12 protein-coding genes are annotated in these 17,082 nt (G+C 43.3%); 3 read left to right on the plus strand and 9 right to left on the minus strand.

Going from position 1 to position 17,082, the window contains the following annotated elements; all coding sequences use genetic code 11:
* Positions 1-274: 274 nt before the first annotated feature.
* Positions 275-850, plus strand: coding sequence for a PepSY domain-containing protein (locus F0364_RS18355; RefSeq protein ID WP_153799266.1), 576 nt, complete (start codon positions 275-277; stop codon positions 848-850).
* On the opposite strand, the gene F0364_RS18360 is transcribed toward F0364_RS18355, so the two are convergent.
* On the minus strand, positions 789-1,382 hold the full coding sequence (locus tag F0364_RS18360; RefSeq protein WP_153799267.1) for a Uma2 family endonuclease: 594 nt from the start codon (positions 1,380-1,382) through the stop codon (positions 789-791). The two genes, F0364_RS18355 and F0364_RS18360, sit on opposite strands and share 62 nt — an antisense overlap.
* Before the next feature lie 62 nt (positions 1,383-1,444).
* Complete coding sequence (locus F0364_RS18365; RefSeq protein WP_153799268.1) at positions 1,445-1,972, minus strand: Uma2 family endonuclease; 528 nt, start codon at positions 1,970-1,972, stop codon at positions 1,445-1,447.
* Between the two features lie 601 nt (positions 1,973-2,573).
* Here F0364_RS18365 and F0364_RS18370 point away from each other — a divergent pair.
* Complete coding sequence (locus tag F0364_RS18370) at positions 2,574-3,599, plus strand: RDD family protein (RefSeq protein WP_153799269.1); 1,026 nt, start codon at positions 2,574-2,576, stop codon at positions 3,597-3,599.
* A 181-nt stretch (positions 3,600-3,780) separates the two neighbouring features.
* Here the strand turns inward: F0364_RS18370 and F0364_RS18375 are convergent, their stop codons facing one another.
* The 5 genes from F0364_RS18375 to F0364_RS18395 form a co-directional block, all read right to left on the minus strand.
* A complete protein-coding gene (locus F0364_RS18375) occupies positions 3,781-4,971 on the minus strand; it encodes an acetyltransferase domain-containing protein (RefSeq protein ID WP_153799270.1) in 1,191 nt (396 codons plus the stop codon).
* Positions 4,972-5,139: 168 nt separating this feature from the next.
* Positions 5,140-6,900 (minus strand): sodium:solute symporter family protein, encoded by a 1,761-nt coding sequence (locus tag F0364_RS18380; RefSeq protein ID WP_153799271.1) that lies wholly within the window; start codon positions 6,898-6,900, stop codon positions 5,140-5,142.
* Between the two features lie 171 nt (positions 6,901-7,071).
* Positions 7,072-7,221: a hypothetical protein gene (locus F0364_RS18385; RefSeq protein WP_153799272.1), complete on the minus strand. Its 150-nt coding sequence runs from the start codon at positions 7,219-7,221 to the stop codon at positions 7,072-7,074.
* On the minus strand, positions 7,218-9,920 hold the full coding sequence (locus tag F0364_RS18390; RefSeq protein ID WP_153799273.1) for a PIG-L family deacetylase: 2,703 nt from the start codon (positions 9,918-9,920) through the stop codon (positions 7,218-7,220). Before F0364_RS18390 ends, F0364_RS18385 begins: the two co-directional genes overlap by 4 nt.
* Before the next feature lie 211 nt (positions 9,921-10,131).
* On the minus strand, positions 10,132-13,422 hold the full coding sequence (locus F0364_RS18395) for a TonB-dependent receptor (RefSeq protein WP_207632752.1): 3,291 nt from the start codon (positions 13,420-13,422) through the stop codon (positions 10,132-10,134).
* A gap of 176 nt (positions 13,423-13,598) precedes the next feature.
* Here F0364_RS18395 and F0364_RS18400 point away from each other — a divergent pair, with 176 nt between their 5' ends.
* A complete protein-coding gene (locus F0364_RS18400) occupies positions 13,599-14,804 on the plus strand; it encodes a bifunctional 3,4-dihydroxy-2-butanone-4-phosphate synthase/GTP cyclohydrolase II (RefSeq protein WP_153799275.1) in 1,206 nt (401 codons plus the stop codon).
* Positions 14,805-15,538: 734 nt separating this feature from the next.
* On the opposite strand, the gene F0364_RS18405 is transcribed toward F0364_RS18400, so the two are convergent.
* Positions 15,539-16,003 carry an NUDIX hydrolase gene (locus F0364_RS18405; protein WP_153799276.1) on the minus strand — a complete coding sequence of 155 codons (465 nt, stop codon included), beginning with the start codon at positions 16,001-16,003 and terminating at the stop codon, positions 15,539-15,541.
* A 33-nt stretch (positions 16,004-16,036) separates the two neighbouring features.
* On the minus strand, positions 16,037-16,975 hold the full coding sequence (locus F0364_RS18410; protein ID WP_153799277.1) for a magnesium transporter CorA family protein: 939 nt from the start codon (positions 16,973-16,975) through the stop codon (positions 16,037-16,039).
* Positions 16,976-17,082: the final 107 nt, after the last annotated feature.

Consider the following 17,082-nt stretch of genomic DNA (forward strand, 5'->3'; position numbering starts at 1 on the left):
TTTTGGGGGTGTCCCTCGTACCTCGGGCCGGGCTTTTCACTGCAACTCCGCCACATAAGCCGCCGCACAAATGCTTCAGCGGGGTTTCCGTTTCAATCCCTCACCCGAAGGTGCAGCCTGCTGCATTTTTGCAGTCTACGCTTTTATGAAATAGCTCATTACAAAGCGTGATTATTCCTGCACAACAACATAAAATCCACTTTTTTTACTGCTGCCCCAAATTAGCAACCAGGCCAAAGTTGCCCTGCTACGAAATATTTTACTTTTAACGGCAATGAAAAACACCAGCCCGAACAGGCAAAAGCAGGCCAGGGTATTACGCATTTTCCGGAAAGTGCACAGAACAACCGGGGCTTTGTTGTTTGTATTCTTTTTTATTGTCGCTATCAGTGGGCTGTTGCTTGGCTGGAAGAAAAACTCAGGCGGGTTGCTGCAGGCAAAATCCTATAAAGGCAGCTCTGCTGATTTGAAAGACTGGCTGCCTATTGACAGCCTGCACAAGATAGCCTGCAGGATATTGCGGGATTCTGTATCGCCGGACTTATCGCCAGAACTTGACCGCATTGATGTAAGGCAGGACAAAGGCATGGTAAAGTTTATTTTCGCCCACCATTTTCACGGCCTGCAACTGGATGGCGCTACAGGCAACCTGTTGTTTATTGAAACCCGTACTTCGGACTACATTGAAAAAATACACGACGGCTCCATCCTTGATTTTTACACCGGCACGCAGAATGGTGAAATAAAACTGTTTTATACATCAGTTATGGGCCTGGCCCTGCTTGTGTTTACCATAACAGGTTTTTGGCTATGGTACGGCCCCAAAAGAATGAGGCAGGCCAAACCATAGCTCCAGCTAAAAGCGGAATGTTTTCTTCAACAGTTTGCTTGCCAGCCGGCCAGTAGCTTTTTTTTTCTATATACTTTTCGCCCTGTAAATAATAGGTGATAACAGCTTTGTCAGAAGGCTCTACGATAAAGTATTCCTTAACGCCAAATTTTTCATATTCGGCTTTCTTTTTAACCAGGTCGGCATTCTTGTTCTTGGGCAACAAAACCTCAACAACAATATCCGGTGCGCCGTAAACACCATCGGCATTGATTAGATTTTGGTTTTCTTTGGAAATAAAGAAAACATCCGGCTGAACAGCATTGTTATCGCCAAGAAAAACATCAACCGGGGCATAACATACTGTTCCGGCATTATTTTCTTCAGCAAAGGCATCAAGCGCTTTGAAGATGCTCTTGGCTACTTCAAAATGATTGAAATTGGGGGACGGGCTCATATAAAAACGGTTACGGATTACTTCAATAGGGGTGCCCTCAGGCAATAGCCTGTAGATATCTACCATTGTTTTGGGCTTGTTGAGCAAAACAGACATGGTTCAAATTTACAAAAGGGATACTAAACAGGTAAGCAGGCAATAGCTGTTTCTGTATTGCCCTAAAACGCCAGGCTTTTTTTGAGCACCTTACTTACGAGCCTATTGCTGGTCCTTCGTTGTTCAATGTATTTTTCATCCTGGAGATAATAAGTAATAACAGACTTATCAGAAGGCTCTACGATAAAGTATTCCTTAACACCAAATTTTTCATATTCGGCTTTCTTTTTAACCAGGTCGTCATTTTTGTTTTTGGGAGAAAGCACTTCAACAACAATATCCGGTGCGCCGTAAACACCATCGGCATTGATAAGTTTTTCGTTTTCTTTGGAAATAAAGAAAACATCCGGCTGAACGGCATTGTTATCGCCAAGAAAAACATCAACCGGGGCGTACATTACCTTGCCGGATTTCTGCTTTTTTACTTCTTGTTTTAAGGCATCAACAATTTTATCAAGCACTTCAAAGTGTTGAAGATTGGGGGACGGGCTCATATAAAAACGGTTACGGATTACTTCAATAGGGGTGCCCTCAGGTAATAGCCTGTAGATATCTACCATTGTTTTGGGCTTGTTGAGCAAAACAGACATGGTTCAAATTTACAAAAGGGATTTGAAAAAAAGACCACTATTGCCAAGAGAAAACACTTTACTTCCATTACGGAATAAGCAATAATAATATCTAAATATATAGACCGCCAATTCACAATATCATAAGTTTTAAAGTTATATACGATTGCAGGCTATTTGAAACTATGATTTTTTCAATTTACTGTAAATCTAAACTAAGATACAATGTATCGCCAGTAAGTACATGGCTCAACTTATAAGATTGTATCTCCTAAACTTGATTGAGGTTTAAGCTCTTTTTCATTTTTCACTAACGGATATAGTTTTACCTTTATTATTCCCGAAATTATTAACTCAATAAACCATATCCTATGTCAAAAGTAGAAGTCCAGTTAGTGAGCACAAATATCCACAGCTTTGCAACTATTTTACATCAAGGCTCATGTTTAAGATTCTCCAAATTTCCTGGCAACTTAAAATGCGATCGCTTAGGTTCCCCCTATTGCAAATCAAAGTCCTTATAGTCGGTACAAAATTGTAACCAGTTGCTTTTTATCTATAATTTCTTTTTATAAAACTGAAGCCTGTTTCTCTAAGTTTCAAAATCATTAAATTCCCCGTTTTGAAAAAAATTATTTCTCCAAAGTTTATTTTCCTCTTTTCAATGCTCGTTTCTTTAGCCTGGTTAATTTTAAGCATTACATCATTATTCATTAAACTGTATTCCCCGAGCGAATTAACGATAGCATCCTTCCTTGATTTTTTGGCAACTCCTATCGATATTAGATTTCTCGCATCATTTGGATTGGATTACATTTGTACAACGACGCACACGCGTATTAGCAGCCTTAGCCTATGGTTCTACTTTTTGTTACTTATAGGAAGTTTTACTTATCAAATTAGCCAGTACAAATCATTTAAAATTCTTAAATTCTGTTTTTCCTGCATCATTATGTACAGTGTTGTTGATATAATTGTCCTTATTTATAAAGTCACGGGGGTAATAAATCCAGTATTTAATGACCAACACTATTTCCTGATGATATTCAGTTTATTAAAAATGGTTGGTTGGGGATGGCTTTCGTGGAAAATACTGAGTTTTTTTAAAATTAAGCCAGTAATACCGGCTGATACAGAAGAACCAAACAACATGCCATCAAACCATTATGTTGATACAACGAGGTGGCAGCGTTTTGCACATTTTATTATAGATACGGTACTCGCTTTTTTTACTTGCTGGCCAATATTTCTTTATTTGGTATTAGATTTACAAGATTCTTCTAACAATTCAATAGGAGAACGGAGTTTATTATTCCTTACTATTGTAACCTCCACGTCTATTTATTACCTTTTTTTTGAGTCTCTTTTTGGAACAACACCTGGTAAGTTGCTGACTGGGTCTAAAGTAATAGATGAAAACGACAAAAAGCCTTCCCTTAAAACTATTATTTTACGTACACTTATACGAGCCATTCCCTTTGAGGCATTATCCGGTTTTACATATTTGTGGCACGACACATGGAGTAAAACCTACGTAATAACCGAAAAAAACAATGAGGCAACCAAAACAATTTTACTGTTTTTATTGTCGGCAGCATGTGTTGCAGCAGTACTTATCTATATTAAAACATCTGAGACAATATTGTGATATATCCACAATTTTCTATACGCAAGTACCAAAAACCCTGCTGCACAAATAGGATATAATAATTATTCCATTTATTTACCCTGTGGGAAAAGCTGCGTAGCGAACCCTACAGTACAAGAGTGCGACGCAACGGATGCTTAATGCTTGTTCCTCTGCCGGGCCCATAAAAATTATCCATTGTTTACAGATAACTAAGCCACCATTGTGTGTGCGTTTGCTTATACCTGGCAAACCAGCGGCAGGGAAAATACAATACAGCAATTACACAAAACCATATTAGGTAAACAATGGGCAGGCTGTACCCAAAATTTGCCGGCCTGAACCAGAAAAGGGTTTGCTGCGGATCAACTTTTTGGCTTAGGGTATAACCGGATGCGAAAAAGAAAATAAGGCAAAGCGTATGTATAAGGTAAAAATGAAAGAGGTAATAAAAGAAAGGCACTTTGCCGTACACGCTGACTATTTTGGAAAAACGGCCCTGTATATTTTCCGTTAAGGCAAGAACTATCAACGACGGCCCGATAGTCATGCAGCTATATAACAGGGACGGCGGATACTTGGTGGTATTAAGAAAAGAGAGCAAAGTGAACACAGCGTTTTTTTGAGTACTCCAATGGGCGGGATCGCCATAAACATTTATAAAGCGAACTATTACAAAAAACGCCACCACCAGCAACCCATATTTAAGCAGGATTTTTTTACGTTGTTGTTGCGAAAAGGAAGCCGTAAAATAAAAGCCCATTGCATAACCCAGCAGCATAAGGCCCGTCCACGGCAGCGCTGTATAAAAAACCAGCAGCCCCCTGTTGCTTGTAAACGGGATAAAATTGGGGCCACCGCTTATAAGGCTGTTGAGCAGCACAGCACCCGCATTATCATTAGCAACAGGAAAGAAATCAAAAATGTTGTGGCACAGCACCAGGGCGGCGCCAACAGCTATAATTACTTTCATGGATGTGCGTATGAGCAGGCCCAGTATTACCATGCTGAAACCAATGGCCCAGATTACCTGGAAAATAATGGAGTTATAAAATGGGTTGAATGTAAGCCCAAACGTAATAACCACCATTTCTACCAATATAAGCCAAAGGCCTCTTTTAATAAGAAAACCACTTTGCCGGACCTTTGTTTTTTTAAAGCCGGCCAAGTATGCGGAAAGCCCGGAAAGAAATACAAAGGTTGGCGCACAAAAATGGGTAATCCAGCGGGTAAAAAACAAAACAGGCGTTGTTGTATTCATATCTGTAGGGTCGGCAGTCATGGCTGTTTCATGAAAAAAATCACGAACATGGTCAAGGGCCATAATGAGCATAACGAAGCCACGGAGAAAATCAACAGACTGTATTCTTTTATTATTAGCGGTAGTTTGCATGCCAGGCAGTTAAGTTTACGGAAAGATACGTTTTGCATTAGTTATGCCTATGCCCAAATTAGGGAGTGGCATTTTGTTAATGGTGAATGGCGGCATACACAGAATATACCATTTACCGGATGCAGAAATTATGGTTACCTATATAAACTTAAGCTGGGCCAGTATTTATCAAGCTTCATTTACAGTAACCTGTTTTGCATGGGATGGCATAAGCTGCTGCATTACCAGGCTAAGCAGCACCACTGACAAAGCACCTGCTACGTTAAGCCAGAGAAAACCAAGGCCGATGATGTCGGTATGGTCAAGGATAAATAAGGCTATAACAATAAGCTCTCCCACAACGGCGCTCCAGAACACAGCATCGCTGCCAATACGCTTCATATAAAAGGCAACCAGGAAGATACCGAGTATAACGCCATAAAATAATGAGCCAAGTATGTTTACCGCTTCTATAAGGCTGCCCATACGATTGGAAAACTCGGCGATAATTATGCAGAATACCCCCCAGGCAAACGTAAACCATTTTGACAAACGATAGTGGCGGCCCTCGTGCAGGTGGGCATCATCCGCATGAGGCTGGTGTTCTTTAAAGCGGCAATAAAAATCTATCATGGTACAAGACGCCAGTGAGTTAAGCGCCGCGGCAATAGAACCCCAGGCAGCAAGAAATATGATAGCGATAAGCAAGCCTACAAGACCCGCCGGCAGGTTATCTACCACAAACCGCAGGAAAATGTAATTGGTATCGTTGGTATCTATGGAACTGTCTGCCTTTTTAAGCAGCACCTTGTAATCTGCACGAATTTTATCTGCCTGCTGGTTGGCTGCACGTATGCTGTCTTTTAATACTGCCTCATTGCCACCCTTGTTGTGAGAAGCTGCCACGTAAGCTGTTGCCAGGTTTTGTTGACGGCTGCTTATTTGGTTGTACTGGCTCTCCAGCAGTTGCAGCGAATCCCCATATTTGGTTTGGTACACTTTTTCGCTAACGGCACTGTTGTAAAAAACCGGGCCGCTTTTAAACTGGTAAAAAGTAAACAACAAAGCACCCAGCAGCAATATTAAAAACTGCATAGGCACTTTAACCAGCCCGTTCATCAATAAACCCAACCTGCTTTCGCTACTGTTTTTGGCAGTAAGATAACGGCCCACCTGGCTTTGGTCTGTACCAAAATAGCTAAGCGCCAAAAAGAAACCGCCAATTATCCCGCTGATGATATTGTAGCGGTCTTTCCATTCAAAGCCCTTATCTGTAAAGCCACTGGTAATAACATTCAGCTTACCGCTGGCGCCGCTTACTTTAAGCGCATCTGTAAAACCTACCCCTTGCGGCAGCAGCTTTACAATATAATACCCTGCCACAAACATGCCTGCAAATATGATGGCCAGTTGAAGCTTTTGGGTATGCGCCACTGCCCTTGCCCCGCCGCTTACCGTATAGATAATAAGCAGGCCGCCCATTACTATATTGGTCCAGTAAATATCCCAGCCCAGCAAGGACGACAGTATGATGGATGGCGCATAAATGCTGATACCTGTTGACAACCCCCTCGACAGTAAAAACAAGGCTGATGTGAAGGTTCTTGTTTTTACATCAAAGCGTTGCTCGAGATATTCATACGCGGTAAAAACCTTTAGCTTATTGAAGATGGGTACAAAAGTGATAGACAGGATGACCATGGCTATGGGCAGCCCGAAATAATACTGAACAAAGCGCATACCATCCGTAAATGCCTGGCCCGGTGCGGATAGAAAAGTAACGGCACTGGCCTGGGTACCAACAATGCTGAGCAACACAATATGCCAGGGCATGGTGCGGTTACTGAGGAAATAACCTTCCATATTTTTTGTGCTGCTGCTTTTGTACAAGCCATAAGCAATAATGCCGGTAAGTGTTACTGCCAGTACTGTCCAGTCAAGACTGCTCATGAAAATTTTTTAGTGAACCAAAGAAAGAAAATTATCAAAACCACCAGTGTAACGACTACTAATGCATACCAATGGCTCCATTTTTTTAATAACGGTATATTTTCTTTTTCAGGCATAATATAGTAAGTGGTTATTGGCAAGCAGAAATATCATCGTTTTTTACTGGCGCAATCACCGCCGCCGCCTGGTAGCAAGCCCGCTGATTAAAAACCCGAGTACCAGGCCTATTAATAAACCGGCTTTTACATTTTTAATCAACCAGCCTAATAACACGCCAAGCAGTATAAGAAATAATAGGCTAACCTGCTTTCTTCCTCTCATTGCTGGTTGGTTTTATGTTGTGGCAACGCGATTAAATTAGCCATCAGGCGGTAAGCCCCGCTTACACCTGCAGGCAGCTCCCTGAAAAATACCAGCCCGGTATATACAAAGTTGCCCTTACCGTAAGGCGCTATAATAAGGCTGCCGTTGCTTTCTTCTTTTTCACCGGAATCTTTCATGGCAAGCGGCGTTTCAAAATGGCTGTCCAGTTGGTCTGCATGGTATATGCTGCGCTCTTGTATCCAGCCATCAAAATCCTTCTCAGCTATCTTGTTAGGATGATTTAATACCGGATGATTTGGCAATAATACATGAACCTTCGCACTTTCCTCTGTAACTCTCGTTCTGCCAATGTTAAAATTGTAATGGCCAATTTTTGCTTTCATAGGCCCCACGTTGCTGTTGGTGTTGTACTGAACAATCAAATTTCCGCCGTTCTGTACATAAGCCATCAATACATCATTCCTGTTGCTTAACCATTCGTGTATATTGTAAGCTCGCACGCCTGTAAGTACGGCATCAAATTGCCGCAGGTTGGCTTCCGTTATTTCCGGCTCCGTAAGCAGCTTTACTTCATACCCCATCTGCACAAGGCTTTGAGGTACTTTATCACCGGCACCGGCTATATATCCAATCCTGTTGCCAGCGGTTTTTATCTCCTCTGTAATAACCTTAACATTGTCGCGGTAGAAATAACTGATGTGCGGGATATGATCAAACTGTATGGTGCGCAGGTAGTGCCTGTACTGCAGTTTTTTGCCACGCAGGCCCACGGTAACAGTAGCCTGCAGGTTTTTATCTGTGCCATTAACCTGGCCTTTAAAAATATCAGCCAAGGCAATAACGCTGCTGAATGTTTTGCCTGCAACAAAATCAACCACCGTGTCTTTTACATATAAGGGACTGCTTGTTGCTGAACCAGCCTGCCTGTCTTTTGTTACAGCGGCATAGGTTGGCTGGCTTAACTGTACCTGCACATTAACAGCGGCAGCGGTAATATTAGATTTATATTCAACCTTTACAGCCGGTTTTCCGGTACGCTCATTACCCGGTTGTATATTAGATAAAATAACATTGGGTGACAGCGCAACTGTTACGGGGGCAATTACCACAACGGGTTCGTACAATTCTCCCTTAACCGGGTCAGTATATTTGTACATCACCGGGCGGCGGATAAATAATTTTTTCCCGTTTGCATTAAAGATAAATGTCGCGGTATAAGCAGCGTGGCTTTCAGGCTCACCTATTTTTAACTGGTCGTCCGTTTCAAAGCTACCCTGCTGCATAGCTTTTTCCAGCCAGTAAGGCTGAGAAAATTCCTTTGATGAAAGCACTTCTATTTTACGGCTAAAGGCGGCATTCTGGTTTACAGCCAACGCCCAGTTTACTGTTGTATCAAAAGCATTGAGGCGTATACTCTCCAGGTTTATCCCGGCATTGTTTCTTTTGTTTACAAAAAACTGAACATTCAAACTATCCCCGGGCACAGCATACTCACTGTTGCTGGTGGCCTCCGCAAAAATACCGGCACAAGCCAGTATCAACTGTTCAATTTCCTGCAGCTTTTTTTGCCCCAATATGCCCCGGGCGAAAAGGATGTTTACTGACTGGTATAAATCCACCAGGCTGTCGACAGAGTTTTCAGGATGGGTAAAATTGTACGTTGCTATAATGTTATCAATCTTACGCTCTACAGCTTCGTATTGCAGGTTTTGTCCGGACTGCCTGTTTACCAGCGATACTTTTACAGCCGCTTCTTTCTGCGAGGCAGACCAGTTACGGAGGTCCCTGTATAACTGGCTGGTATTTTTTGCGGATGTATCTGCGTTATTCAACCTTAACCAGGTAGTCTCAACACCATCCATCAGGTTAGCAGTTGGCGCTTCGCCCCCGGTTGTTACAAAATATTCAAACGCCTGGCCACGCTGCCTGGGCACGCCAAAACCCTGGCTCTTGTGCTGGCTGCGGCTTTCACTGGCAATTTCGCCATAGCTCTTGCCCTGTATGGCATTGTATTCGCCTACGTCAATTTTAAACTGGTCGCTACTGGTTGTATTCGTGCTGCCAAAATTGTAAGTATTCCACAATATCCTCTTGGCCTGCCAGGGTTGTACACCATACTTAAATTGCCCGGGGAAGCGTGTGCTGTCTGCAGCCACTTTAAAAGCCTCATTGGCCAGCAGGGCAGATGCCCAGTGGTGGCCATGCCCGGCCCGCTCATCACCGGGAAAGCGGGTAATAATCACATCCGGCTGAAACTTCCTGATTACCCAAACCACATCGCTCAATATTTTATCGTGCCCCCATATAGCAAGCGCTTCATCTGCGCTTTTACTAAAGCCAAAATCATAGGCCCGGCTAAAGAATTGTTCCGCCCCATCTATCCTCCTGGCGGCCAGCAGTTCCTGTGTACGTATCAGGCCAAGTTCAATGCCTTGTTCATCACCAATCAGGTTCTGGCCCCCATCGCCCCGTGTAAGGCTAAGGTAACCGGTACGATATTGTTTTTCCTTTGCCAGGTAGGCCAGCAGGCGGGTATTTTCATCATCCGGGTGAGCGGCTATGTACAACACGCTACCCATTACCTTCAGCTTCTTTAACTGCTGGTAAATATCCGCACTGCTGTAAGACGGTTGTATTTGAGCGTGAGCAAAAGAATGAAGCAGTAAAATAATGGCGGGTAAAAAGCATTTCTTCATCGGCTTAAATTAGGATGAGCGAAGATAAGCGATAGCACAATGGATAATCCTGCAGCAAAAAAAAGCCCACCCTTTGCAAGGTGGGCTTAACAAAAAATTACAAGGTAATTTTTAGCTTACAGGTATTTTATGGGCCCGGCAGCAGGAACTGCCATTAGGCTTTACTTGCGTCGCACTCTTGTACGTTCTGTTCGCTGTGCAGCAGCATGCGTTAGTTGAAATTAAATCTCAAGCCAATTTGGCTGGTCCACCTGGCAATATATGATGGAACAGTGCTTGTGCTTATCCCCCAGGGTGTTCTTGTATTATTCTGTGGATTATAACGATACTGTGGTGTTAAGTCTGAACTGCTTTTATAACCTGCGAAACTAACCAGGGCATAGTTATCATTGCTTAAGAAATAAGTGCGCCCCCAGGTTCTGTTAAGAAAGTTGGTGAAGTTAAACATATCGTAGGTTAACTGGAACTGGTAACGGTTTTTACCTACCCTAACATTAAAATCCTGTATAATTTTCAGGTCTATGATATTGGTAAAGGGTAACCTGGCACCATTTCTTTCAGCGTACTGGCCACGCCTGTTGTTTAGGTATGAGTTATCGGAAATGTAAGCTTCCAATGCAGCTTTTTGCTGTTCCGGCGTATAAGTAACAGGTGTAGAGCCGGGGATAGTATTATTCAAAAATGTCATGCCCTGTATATCAGAACTGGTAGGAACGTACATTAAGTCATTACCACCAGAGGCGTCATCTCTCACCACGGCGCCACTGTAAACATAGCTAAACGGAGCGCCGGACTGGCCGGTATAAACTAGTGAAACAGTGGTAGCCAAAGATTTTTTCAGGTAAGTAAACTTCTTGCTTACATAAGCAAAAATCCTGTGTCCCTGGCTAAAATCAGACCTTGACCTGGTAATGTTGTTTCTTCCGTTAACTGTTTCCATAAACCTCCATTGGCTCAGATTAACAGAGCTTGTACCCTCGTTAATGGTATACGCATCACCATAGGTGTAATTAACATTAAAGCCAAAACCGTTTTGCATCCTTTTGTCAATTGTAAAGGTAAAATTGTACGAATAGCCTTTACTTCCCTGCGCATTTGACAATAATATCGCATTGTCATAGGGGTTTCTTCCATTAGCCGTAATAGGTATGGTATTAGGTGCCGGGTAAACCATACGCCTGTCTGGCCCCACCGAATTACCAGATGGAGGTAATATGTTGATGTTGGTATAGTTAATCTCGTTAATGTTCTTTGTCAGGATTCCTTCTACTGTAAAGGTCCATACTTCTCCTATGCGTTTATCAACAGCAAGTGATGTCCTGAATACTTTGGGCATTTTGAATTTTTCAGCTATCAGGTTTAACCCGCCCTTACTTAAAGTTATTCCTACATCGCTGGCACGCCATTGTCCAAAGGGGTTTGACCTAAAGCGGATGACATCCAAAGCTGCCGTATTCTGGCTACTGCTGGCGGTAAAGCCTCCCTGGTTTATACCATTGTTGTTGTAAATACCACCAGGCCATACCAACGGAATTCTGCCTGTAAACAGGCCAAGACCACCCCTGATAGTAACACTCTCTTCAGGTATTTTGTAGGTAAACCCTAACCTAGGTGAAATTGAAACCGGTATGCTTGGCCTTAAACCAGACCTTGCCCCCTGCAAATCATAATACTCAGAAAACTTTGGCAAAGCAGAATCGTTGGTAAAGGCGTCTGTAGCTGGCTGTGTAAGGAACCTTGAGTAGTCTGCCCTGATACCAAAATTTAAAGTAAGGTTTTCTGTTGCTCTATACTCATCATTTACAAACAGCGCCAGCCTCATTGTCTTAAATTTAGCTGCAGCGGCGGTATTGTCGTCTGTTTTATTATCTATAAGCGAATAGCCCACCGAATATTGACGGGGCTTGGCATCATTCAGAAAATCCTGTAGATTATTGTACTGGTAGTTACCATACGTGTTTTGGATAAACACGTTAAATGCATCGTTTATTTCATTGTCAGTACCAAAAGTAAGCACATGCTTACCAAGGTTCACTTTAAAGGCATCGAAGAAACTGAAATTTTTCTGGGTCAGCTTATTCTGGGTTGAGCTGTTGTCCGGCCCTACTATTAAACCGTTGCCGCTTGAGGTGCCGGTGTTATCCAGTATCTGTATCCTTGGAAACGGATCTCCAAGAGGGTTACGGTCATCCAGCACATCAGTGTAAGTAATCAAAAGCTTATTGCTGGTATTTGCACTAAAATTGCTTTTTAGTTCAAGCGATGTAGAATTTGTTCTTGTAGGAAAAAGATAGCCGTTGTTATAAAAATTAATGGCTGTGGTACTGCTGGATACAGTATTGTACCTGTCGCCTTTTGTATAACGATGGCTTACGGACAACTTATGTTTGCGGCTGATATTCCAGTCAATCTTTGCAGATATGCGGTCAGCATTTACTTTTTCCGGGTTATCGAGAAAACTTCCCGCATCGTAATTATATTTTGTTTTCAGGGCGTTAAGCAAAATATTTATAGAATCCAGCTTGGTATTGCCGGTATAGGAGCTAAGGTCAAACGGTTGAGGCCTTAAATCTCTTTGCTGTTCAGCATTGATAAAGTAGAACAATTTGTTTTTAACCAGCGCTCCGCCAAGCCTGAAACCATAGGTTTTGTTGGAAAAGTCGCCAAGCCTTTTAGCTGTTGATTTATCGCCTGTTGGGTCTTTTCCTGTTAAATTCTGGTTACGGTAAATGTAATAAACAGAGCCCTGTGTTGTATTGGTGCCGGAACGCGTTATTGCATTAATGCCACCGCCAACAAAGTTACCCAACGAAGCATCATAAGGAGATATTACTACCTGGAACTGGTCAATGGCATCAATAGAGATGGGGGCAATGGCTGCTTGCCCACCATTGGTACCTGACGCAGAAAGGCCAAACACGTCATTATTTACGGCGCCATCCACATAAAAGGAATTATAGCGGTTATTCTGTCCTGCTATACTTATGCCGCCTTCACTGTTGGTAAGCTTTGCCTGCGGTACAGCTCTCAGATAATCAGCTATGTTTCTGCCTACTGTAGGTAAGGCCTGCATCTGGTCTCGGCCAATTGTAGTTCCGGCCCCTCCTTTTCCGCCTATATCCGCTGTTCTTCTTACGCCGCTAACCACTACAGCCGCTAATTCAGCAGCACCCTCGCCTAACACAACATCCACGCTTCCTGTTTCGCCCAAATTAAGATATACTTCTTCTTTTTTCTGTTTTTCAAAGCCAACATAAGTAACCTCTACGGTGTAGGGGCCGCCAGGCTGCACGTTATTTATCGTGTACCTTCCGCCTGTTCTTGATGTGGTTGTGTAAACTGTACCTGTAGGCAGGTGGGTGGCAGTAACTGTGGCGCCGGTAAGCGCTTCGCCTTTTGAGCTTTTAACGATCCCCGCAATATTACTGGTGGTAACCTGCGCCATCATAAATGCGGGTAATAATAAAGCAATAAGCAGTTGTAGGTTTTTCTTTTTCAACATACGCATAATAGTTTTCATGGGGCAAAGAAACTACTTTCTGTTAGTTCAGCACCCATACGTTATTAACATTTTATTATTTTAATTTTTAATACAGTGCAGCGTTTTTTCCGCCTGCGAAAACCTAAAATGCATAAATACAGCCCGCTATATGTAATTTTGCCGCATATATTTTAGTTATGCTGAACACAATTGAGAGTGCTATCGAGGATATCAGGCAAGGCAAACTGGTAATTGTTGTAGATGATGAAGACCGTGAAAACGAAGGTGATTTTGTTACGGCTGCCCGCAATGTTACCCCTGAAATTATCAACTTTATGAGCAAGGAAGGCCGCGGCCTTATTTGCGCCCCTATTACAGAACAACGTGCCAACGAACTGGAACTCAACCTAATGGTTAACCGCAATACCGCATCGCACGGTACGCCTTTTACCGTTAGTGTTGACCTTATTGGTTATGGCTGCACCACCGGCATCAGCGCCCATGACCGCAGTAAAACCGTGCAGGCGCTTATTAACCCCAACATTAAGCCTGAAGAATTTGGCCGCCCGGGCCATATCTTTCCGCTAAGGGCTAAAGATGGTGGCGTGTTAAGGCGTACCGGGCATACCGAAGCTACAATTGACCTGGCCCGCCTTGCTGGTTTTGAGCCCGCCGGTGTGCTGGTTGAAATTATGAATGAAGACGGCAGCATGGCCCGTGTACCCGAACTGAAAAAGATTGCCGAAAAATTCGATCTTAAGATCATTTCCATCAAAGATTTAATTGAATACCGCCTTAAAAGCGATTCGCTTATTGAAGAAGTGGTGCGTGTAGATATGCCTACAAAATACGGCCACTTTAAGCTGGTGGCTTTTAAAGAAATTCTTACCGGCGGCGAGCACCTGGCGCTGATAAAAGGCGAATGGAAAGAAGATGAAGCCGTACTTACCCGTGTGCACTCCAGTTGCTTTACCGGCGATATACTGGGCAGCTTTCGTTGCGATTGCGGGGAGCAGTTGCACAGTGCTATGCAAATGGTGCAGCAGGAGGGCAAGGGGCTTATATTGTACATGAACCAGGAAGGCCGTGGCATTGGCCTGATGAATAAACTGAAAGCGTACAAGCTGCAGGAAGAAGGCATGGACACAGTTGAGGCCAACATTCACCTGGGTTTTGATATGGATGCCCGTGACTACGGCGTGGGCGCCCAGATACTCCGCCACCTTGGTGCTACCAAGCTTAAGCTAATGAGCAACAACCCCCGCAAACGTGCGGGGCTGAAAGGCTATGGTATTGAGATCGTGGACATTGTTCCTATAGAAATAAGCCCCAACGAGCACAACGAAAAATACCTGCAGACAAAACGTGACAAACTTGGCCACGAAATTTTGTCTCAAAAGTAATTACGCTCATAGTTTTTTTATAGATACTGTAATGCCCGGCGTACCGGGCTTTCTTTTTTGGTGGCCGGCGACGGTAACACAGATGAGGCATCGTTGCGTCGCACTACGTTCATCGTCCTGTTCGCTGTGCAACTTTTCAGCCCAGATGGGATTTTTGGTTGGTGCGTGGAGACACGCACCACGGAGGAGAGATGTTTTTTGCCACGGAGACACGGAAAAATGTTTTTGCAAAGCAACCACCCGCCTTTGCCACGAAGTGCCAGAGACTTGAAAGAAGCAACGTTTTACCTGTGTTTAAAATTGATGTGATAAAAAATACTTACGATGATAACACGGGCAACCTTTCCAGCTAAAAGTTTCTGGCGCCGCAGGCGGCAGAAACATACATCTCGCAAAACAGCCACCCGTCTCTGCCACGCAGTGCCAGAGACTTGAAAGCAGCAGCGTTTTACCTGTGTTTAAAATTGATGTGATAAAAAATACTTACGATGATAACACAGGCAACCTTCCCAGCTAAAAGTTTCTGGCGCCGCAGGCGGCAGAAACATGCATCCTGTAAAGCAGCCACCCGTCTCTGCCACGCAGTACCAGAGACTTGAAATGCCACAAGCGGCAGGAACAAATATATCCGGGGCTGAAAAGTTGCACAGCGAACAGAACGATTAACGTAGTGCGACGCAACAGGCGATGCCATGGAAATATGTCGCCGGACACCAAATAATGCTGAAGCCTGATTACAGATTCATTTTTTTGAGCATGCCAATGACGACCTTATCAATGGGTAACGACATGGTTTCTTCTGAAAGGCTCCCCCACTCTACCCAACGGAAGACTTCGCTTTCGCCGTTGGGGTCGGCAATTTGGTGAGGGGCAAAATCAAACAGTTCTGTTTTGGTTTCTAAAGGTATGGGCTCGCTGGTGTGGGCGAAGTAGTAAATAGAAATAATCTGGTCAACCTTATTGAAGGCTGATATCTGAAAAAAATCTGTGGTATAAATATGCTCTCCTATGGAAACATCAAGGTTGGTTTCTTCTTTAAATTCACGTTTAAGACAGTCACGGGTGCCTTCGCCAAACTCAAGCCCGCCACCGGGCAGCTTGGTAAAATATTCTCCACGAATAAACTCGTCGCTAACCAGTAAACGCTTGTTGCTGTCAAGTAAAATTCCGTAAACCCTTACAGTAAATTTTGGAGGCATGGGCATGTGTTTCTGTGGATGCAAAAGTAATGGTTAAAACCACTTTCGCTTCATAAAGTACCAGCTTATAACAATGGAAATACCCAGCGACAGGATGATGGGTATATAAAACGCATGGGTGGAATTGGCGTAAGGTATGGGCACGTTCATACCATAAATACTGCTAACCAGCGCCGGCAAAGACAGGATAATGGTAATGGACGTTAACCGTTTTAAAACATGGTTGAGATTATTGCTGATGATGCTGGCAAAAGCATCCAGCGTGCTGCTTAGGATATTGGTGTAAATATTGGCCATTTCAAGGCCCTGGCTGGTATCAATGATAAGGTCGTTTAAAAACTCACGCTCATCTTCGTTTAAACCGAGGAAGTTGGTACGCTCCAGCTTCATCATCATCATTTCATTAGTGCGCAGGGCGGTAACAAAATACACCAGGCTTTTTTGTATGCGCATCAGCTTCAGCAGGTCATCGTTGCTGTTACTGTCGTAAAGGCTTTGTTCGTATTGGTTTCTTTTGTGGTTAATTTCCTTCAGGTATTCCATGAAGTTCTGCACTATCTTCTCAAAAATTTTCAGCACCATCATGTTGCGCTTATCGGGATGGCGTTTTTGAAAAGTACTGAGGAATTTTTTGATAGCGCCATTGTCAAAGGAATTAACGGTGACAATCTGGTTGTGCGTTAAAATAATGCAAATGGGGATGGTAATGTAATAGGCATCACTATCGTTAAAAGAATTATTTTCTGTTGGTGTTTTGATAACAATGAAGCGAACATTGTCATCCAGTTCGTAACGGGGCCGCTCATCTATATCCAGTGAATCTCTCAGGAACTCAATAGGTATTTCCAACTGGCGGCTAAGCTCTACAAATTCTTCTTCTTTAAAAGGCGGAACCAGGTTTACCCACACGCCATTTTCCGGCTTATCAATTTCTACCGTCTGGCTATTGATATTCTTGAAGTACTGAATCATTTTTTTGGGGTAATGGGCGCAAAGTAAACTAAAATAACACGAAACCGCGGGTTAAAGAAAAGTGATGCACAAATACCAGCACATAAGCACATGCAACTATACAGCAG

It is taken from the genome of Foetidibacter luteolus, assembly GCF_009650435.1.
In the GTDB taxonomy this organism is placed as follows: Bacteria; Bacteroidota; Bacteroidia; order Chitinophagales; family Chitinophagaceae; genus Foetidibacter; species Foetidibacter luteolus.

What these genes read in the sequence shown, in the direction of transcription:
- F0364_RS18360 (WP_153799267.1), bottom strand. Translation starts at nt 1,382, where the DNA reads ATGTCTGTTTTGCTCAACAAGCCCAAAACAATGGTAGATATCTACAGG.
- F0364_RS18400 (WP_153799275.1), top strand. Translation starts at nt 13,599, where the DNA reads ATGCTGAACACAATTGAGAGTGCTATCGAGGATATCAGGCAAGGCAAA.
- F0364_RS18410 (WP_153799277.1), bottom strand. Translation starts at nt 16,975, where the DNA reads ATGATTCAGTACTTCAAGAATATCAATAGCCAGACGGTAGAAATTGAT.
- F0364_RS18380 (WP_153799271.1), bottom strand. Translation starts at nt 6,900, where the DNA reads ATGAGCAGTCTTGACTGGACAGTACTGGCAGTAACACTTACCGGCATT.
- F0364_RS18390 (WP_153799273.1), bottom strand. Translation starts at nt 9,920, where the DNA reads ATGAAGAAATGCTTTTTACCCGCCATTATTTTACTGCTTCATTCTTTT.
- F0364_RS18355 (WP_153799266.1), top strand. Translation starts at nt 275, where the DNA reads ATGAAAAACACCAGCCCGAACAGGCAAAAGCAGGCCAGGGTATTACGC.
- F0364_RS18365 (WP_153799268.1), bottom strand. Translation starts at nt 1,972, where the DNA reads ATGTCTGTTTTGCTCAACAAGCCCAAAACAATGGTAGATATCTACAGG.
- F0364_RS18405 (WP_153799276.1), bottom strand. Translation starts at nt 16,003, where the DNA reads ATGCCTCCAAAATTTACTGTAAGGGTTTACGGAATTTTACTTGACAGC.
- F0364_RS18375 (WP_153799270.1), bottom strand. Translation starts at nt 4,971, where the DNA reads ATGCAAACTACCGCTAATAATAAAAGAATACAGTCTGTTGATTTTCTC.
- F0364_RS18395 (WP_207632752.1), bottom strand. Translation starts at nt 13,422, where the DNA reads ATGTTGAAAAAGAAAAACCTACAACTGCTTATTGCTTTATTATTACCC.
- F0364_RS18385 (WP_153799272.1), bottom strand. Translation starts at nt 7,221, where the DNA reads ATGAGAGGAAGAAAGCAGGTTAGCCTATTATTTCTTATACTGCTTGGC.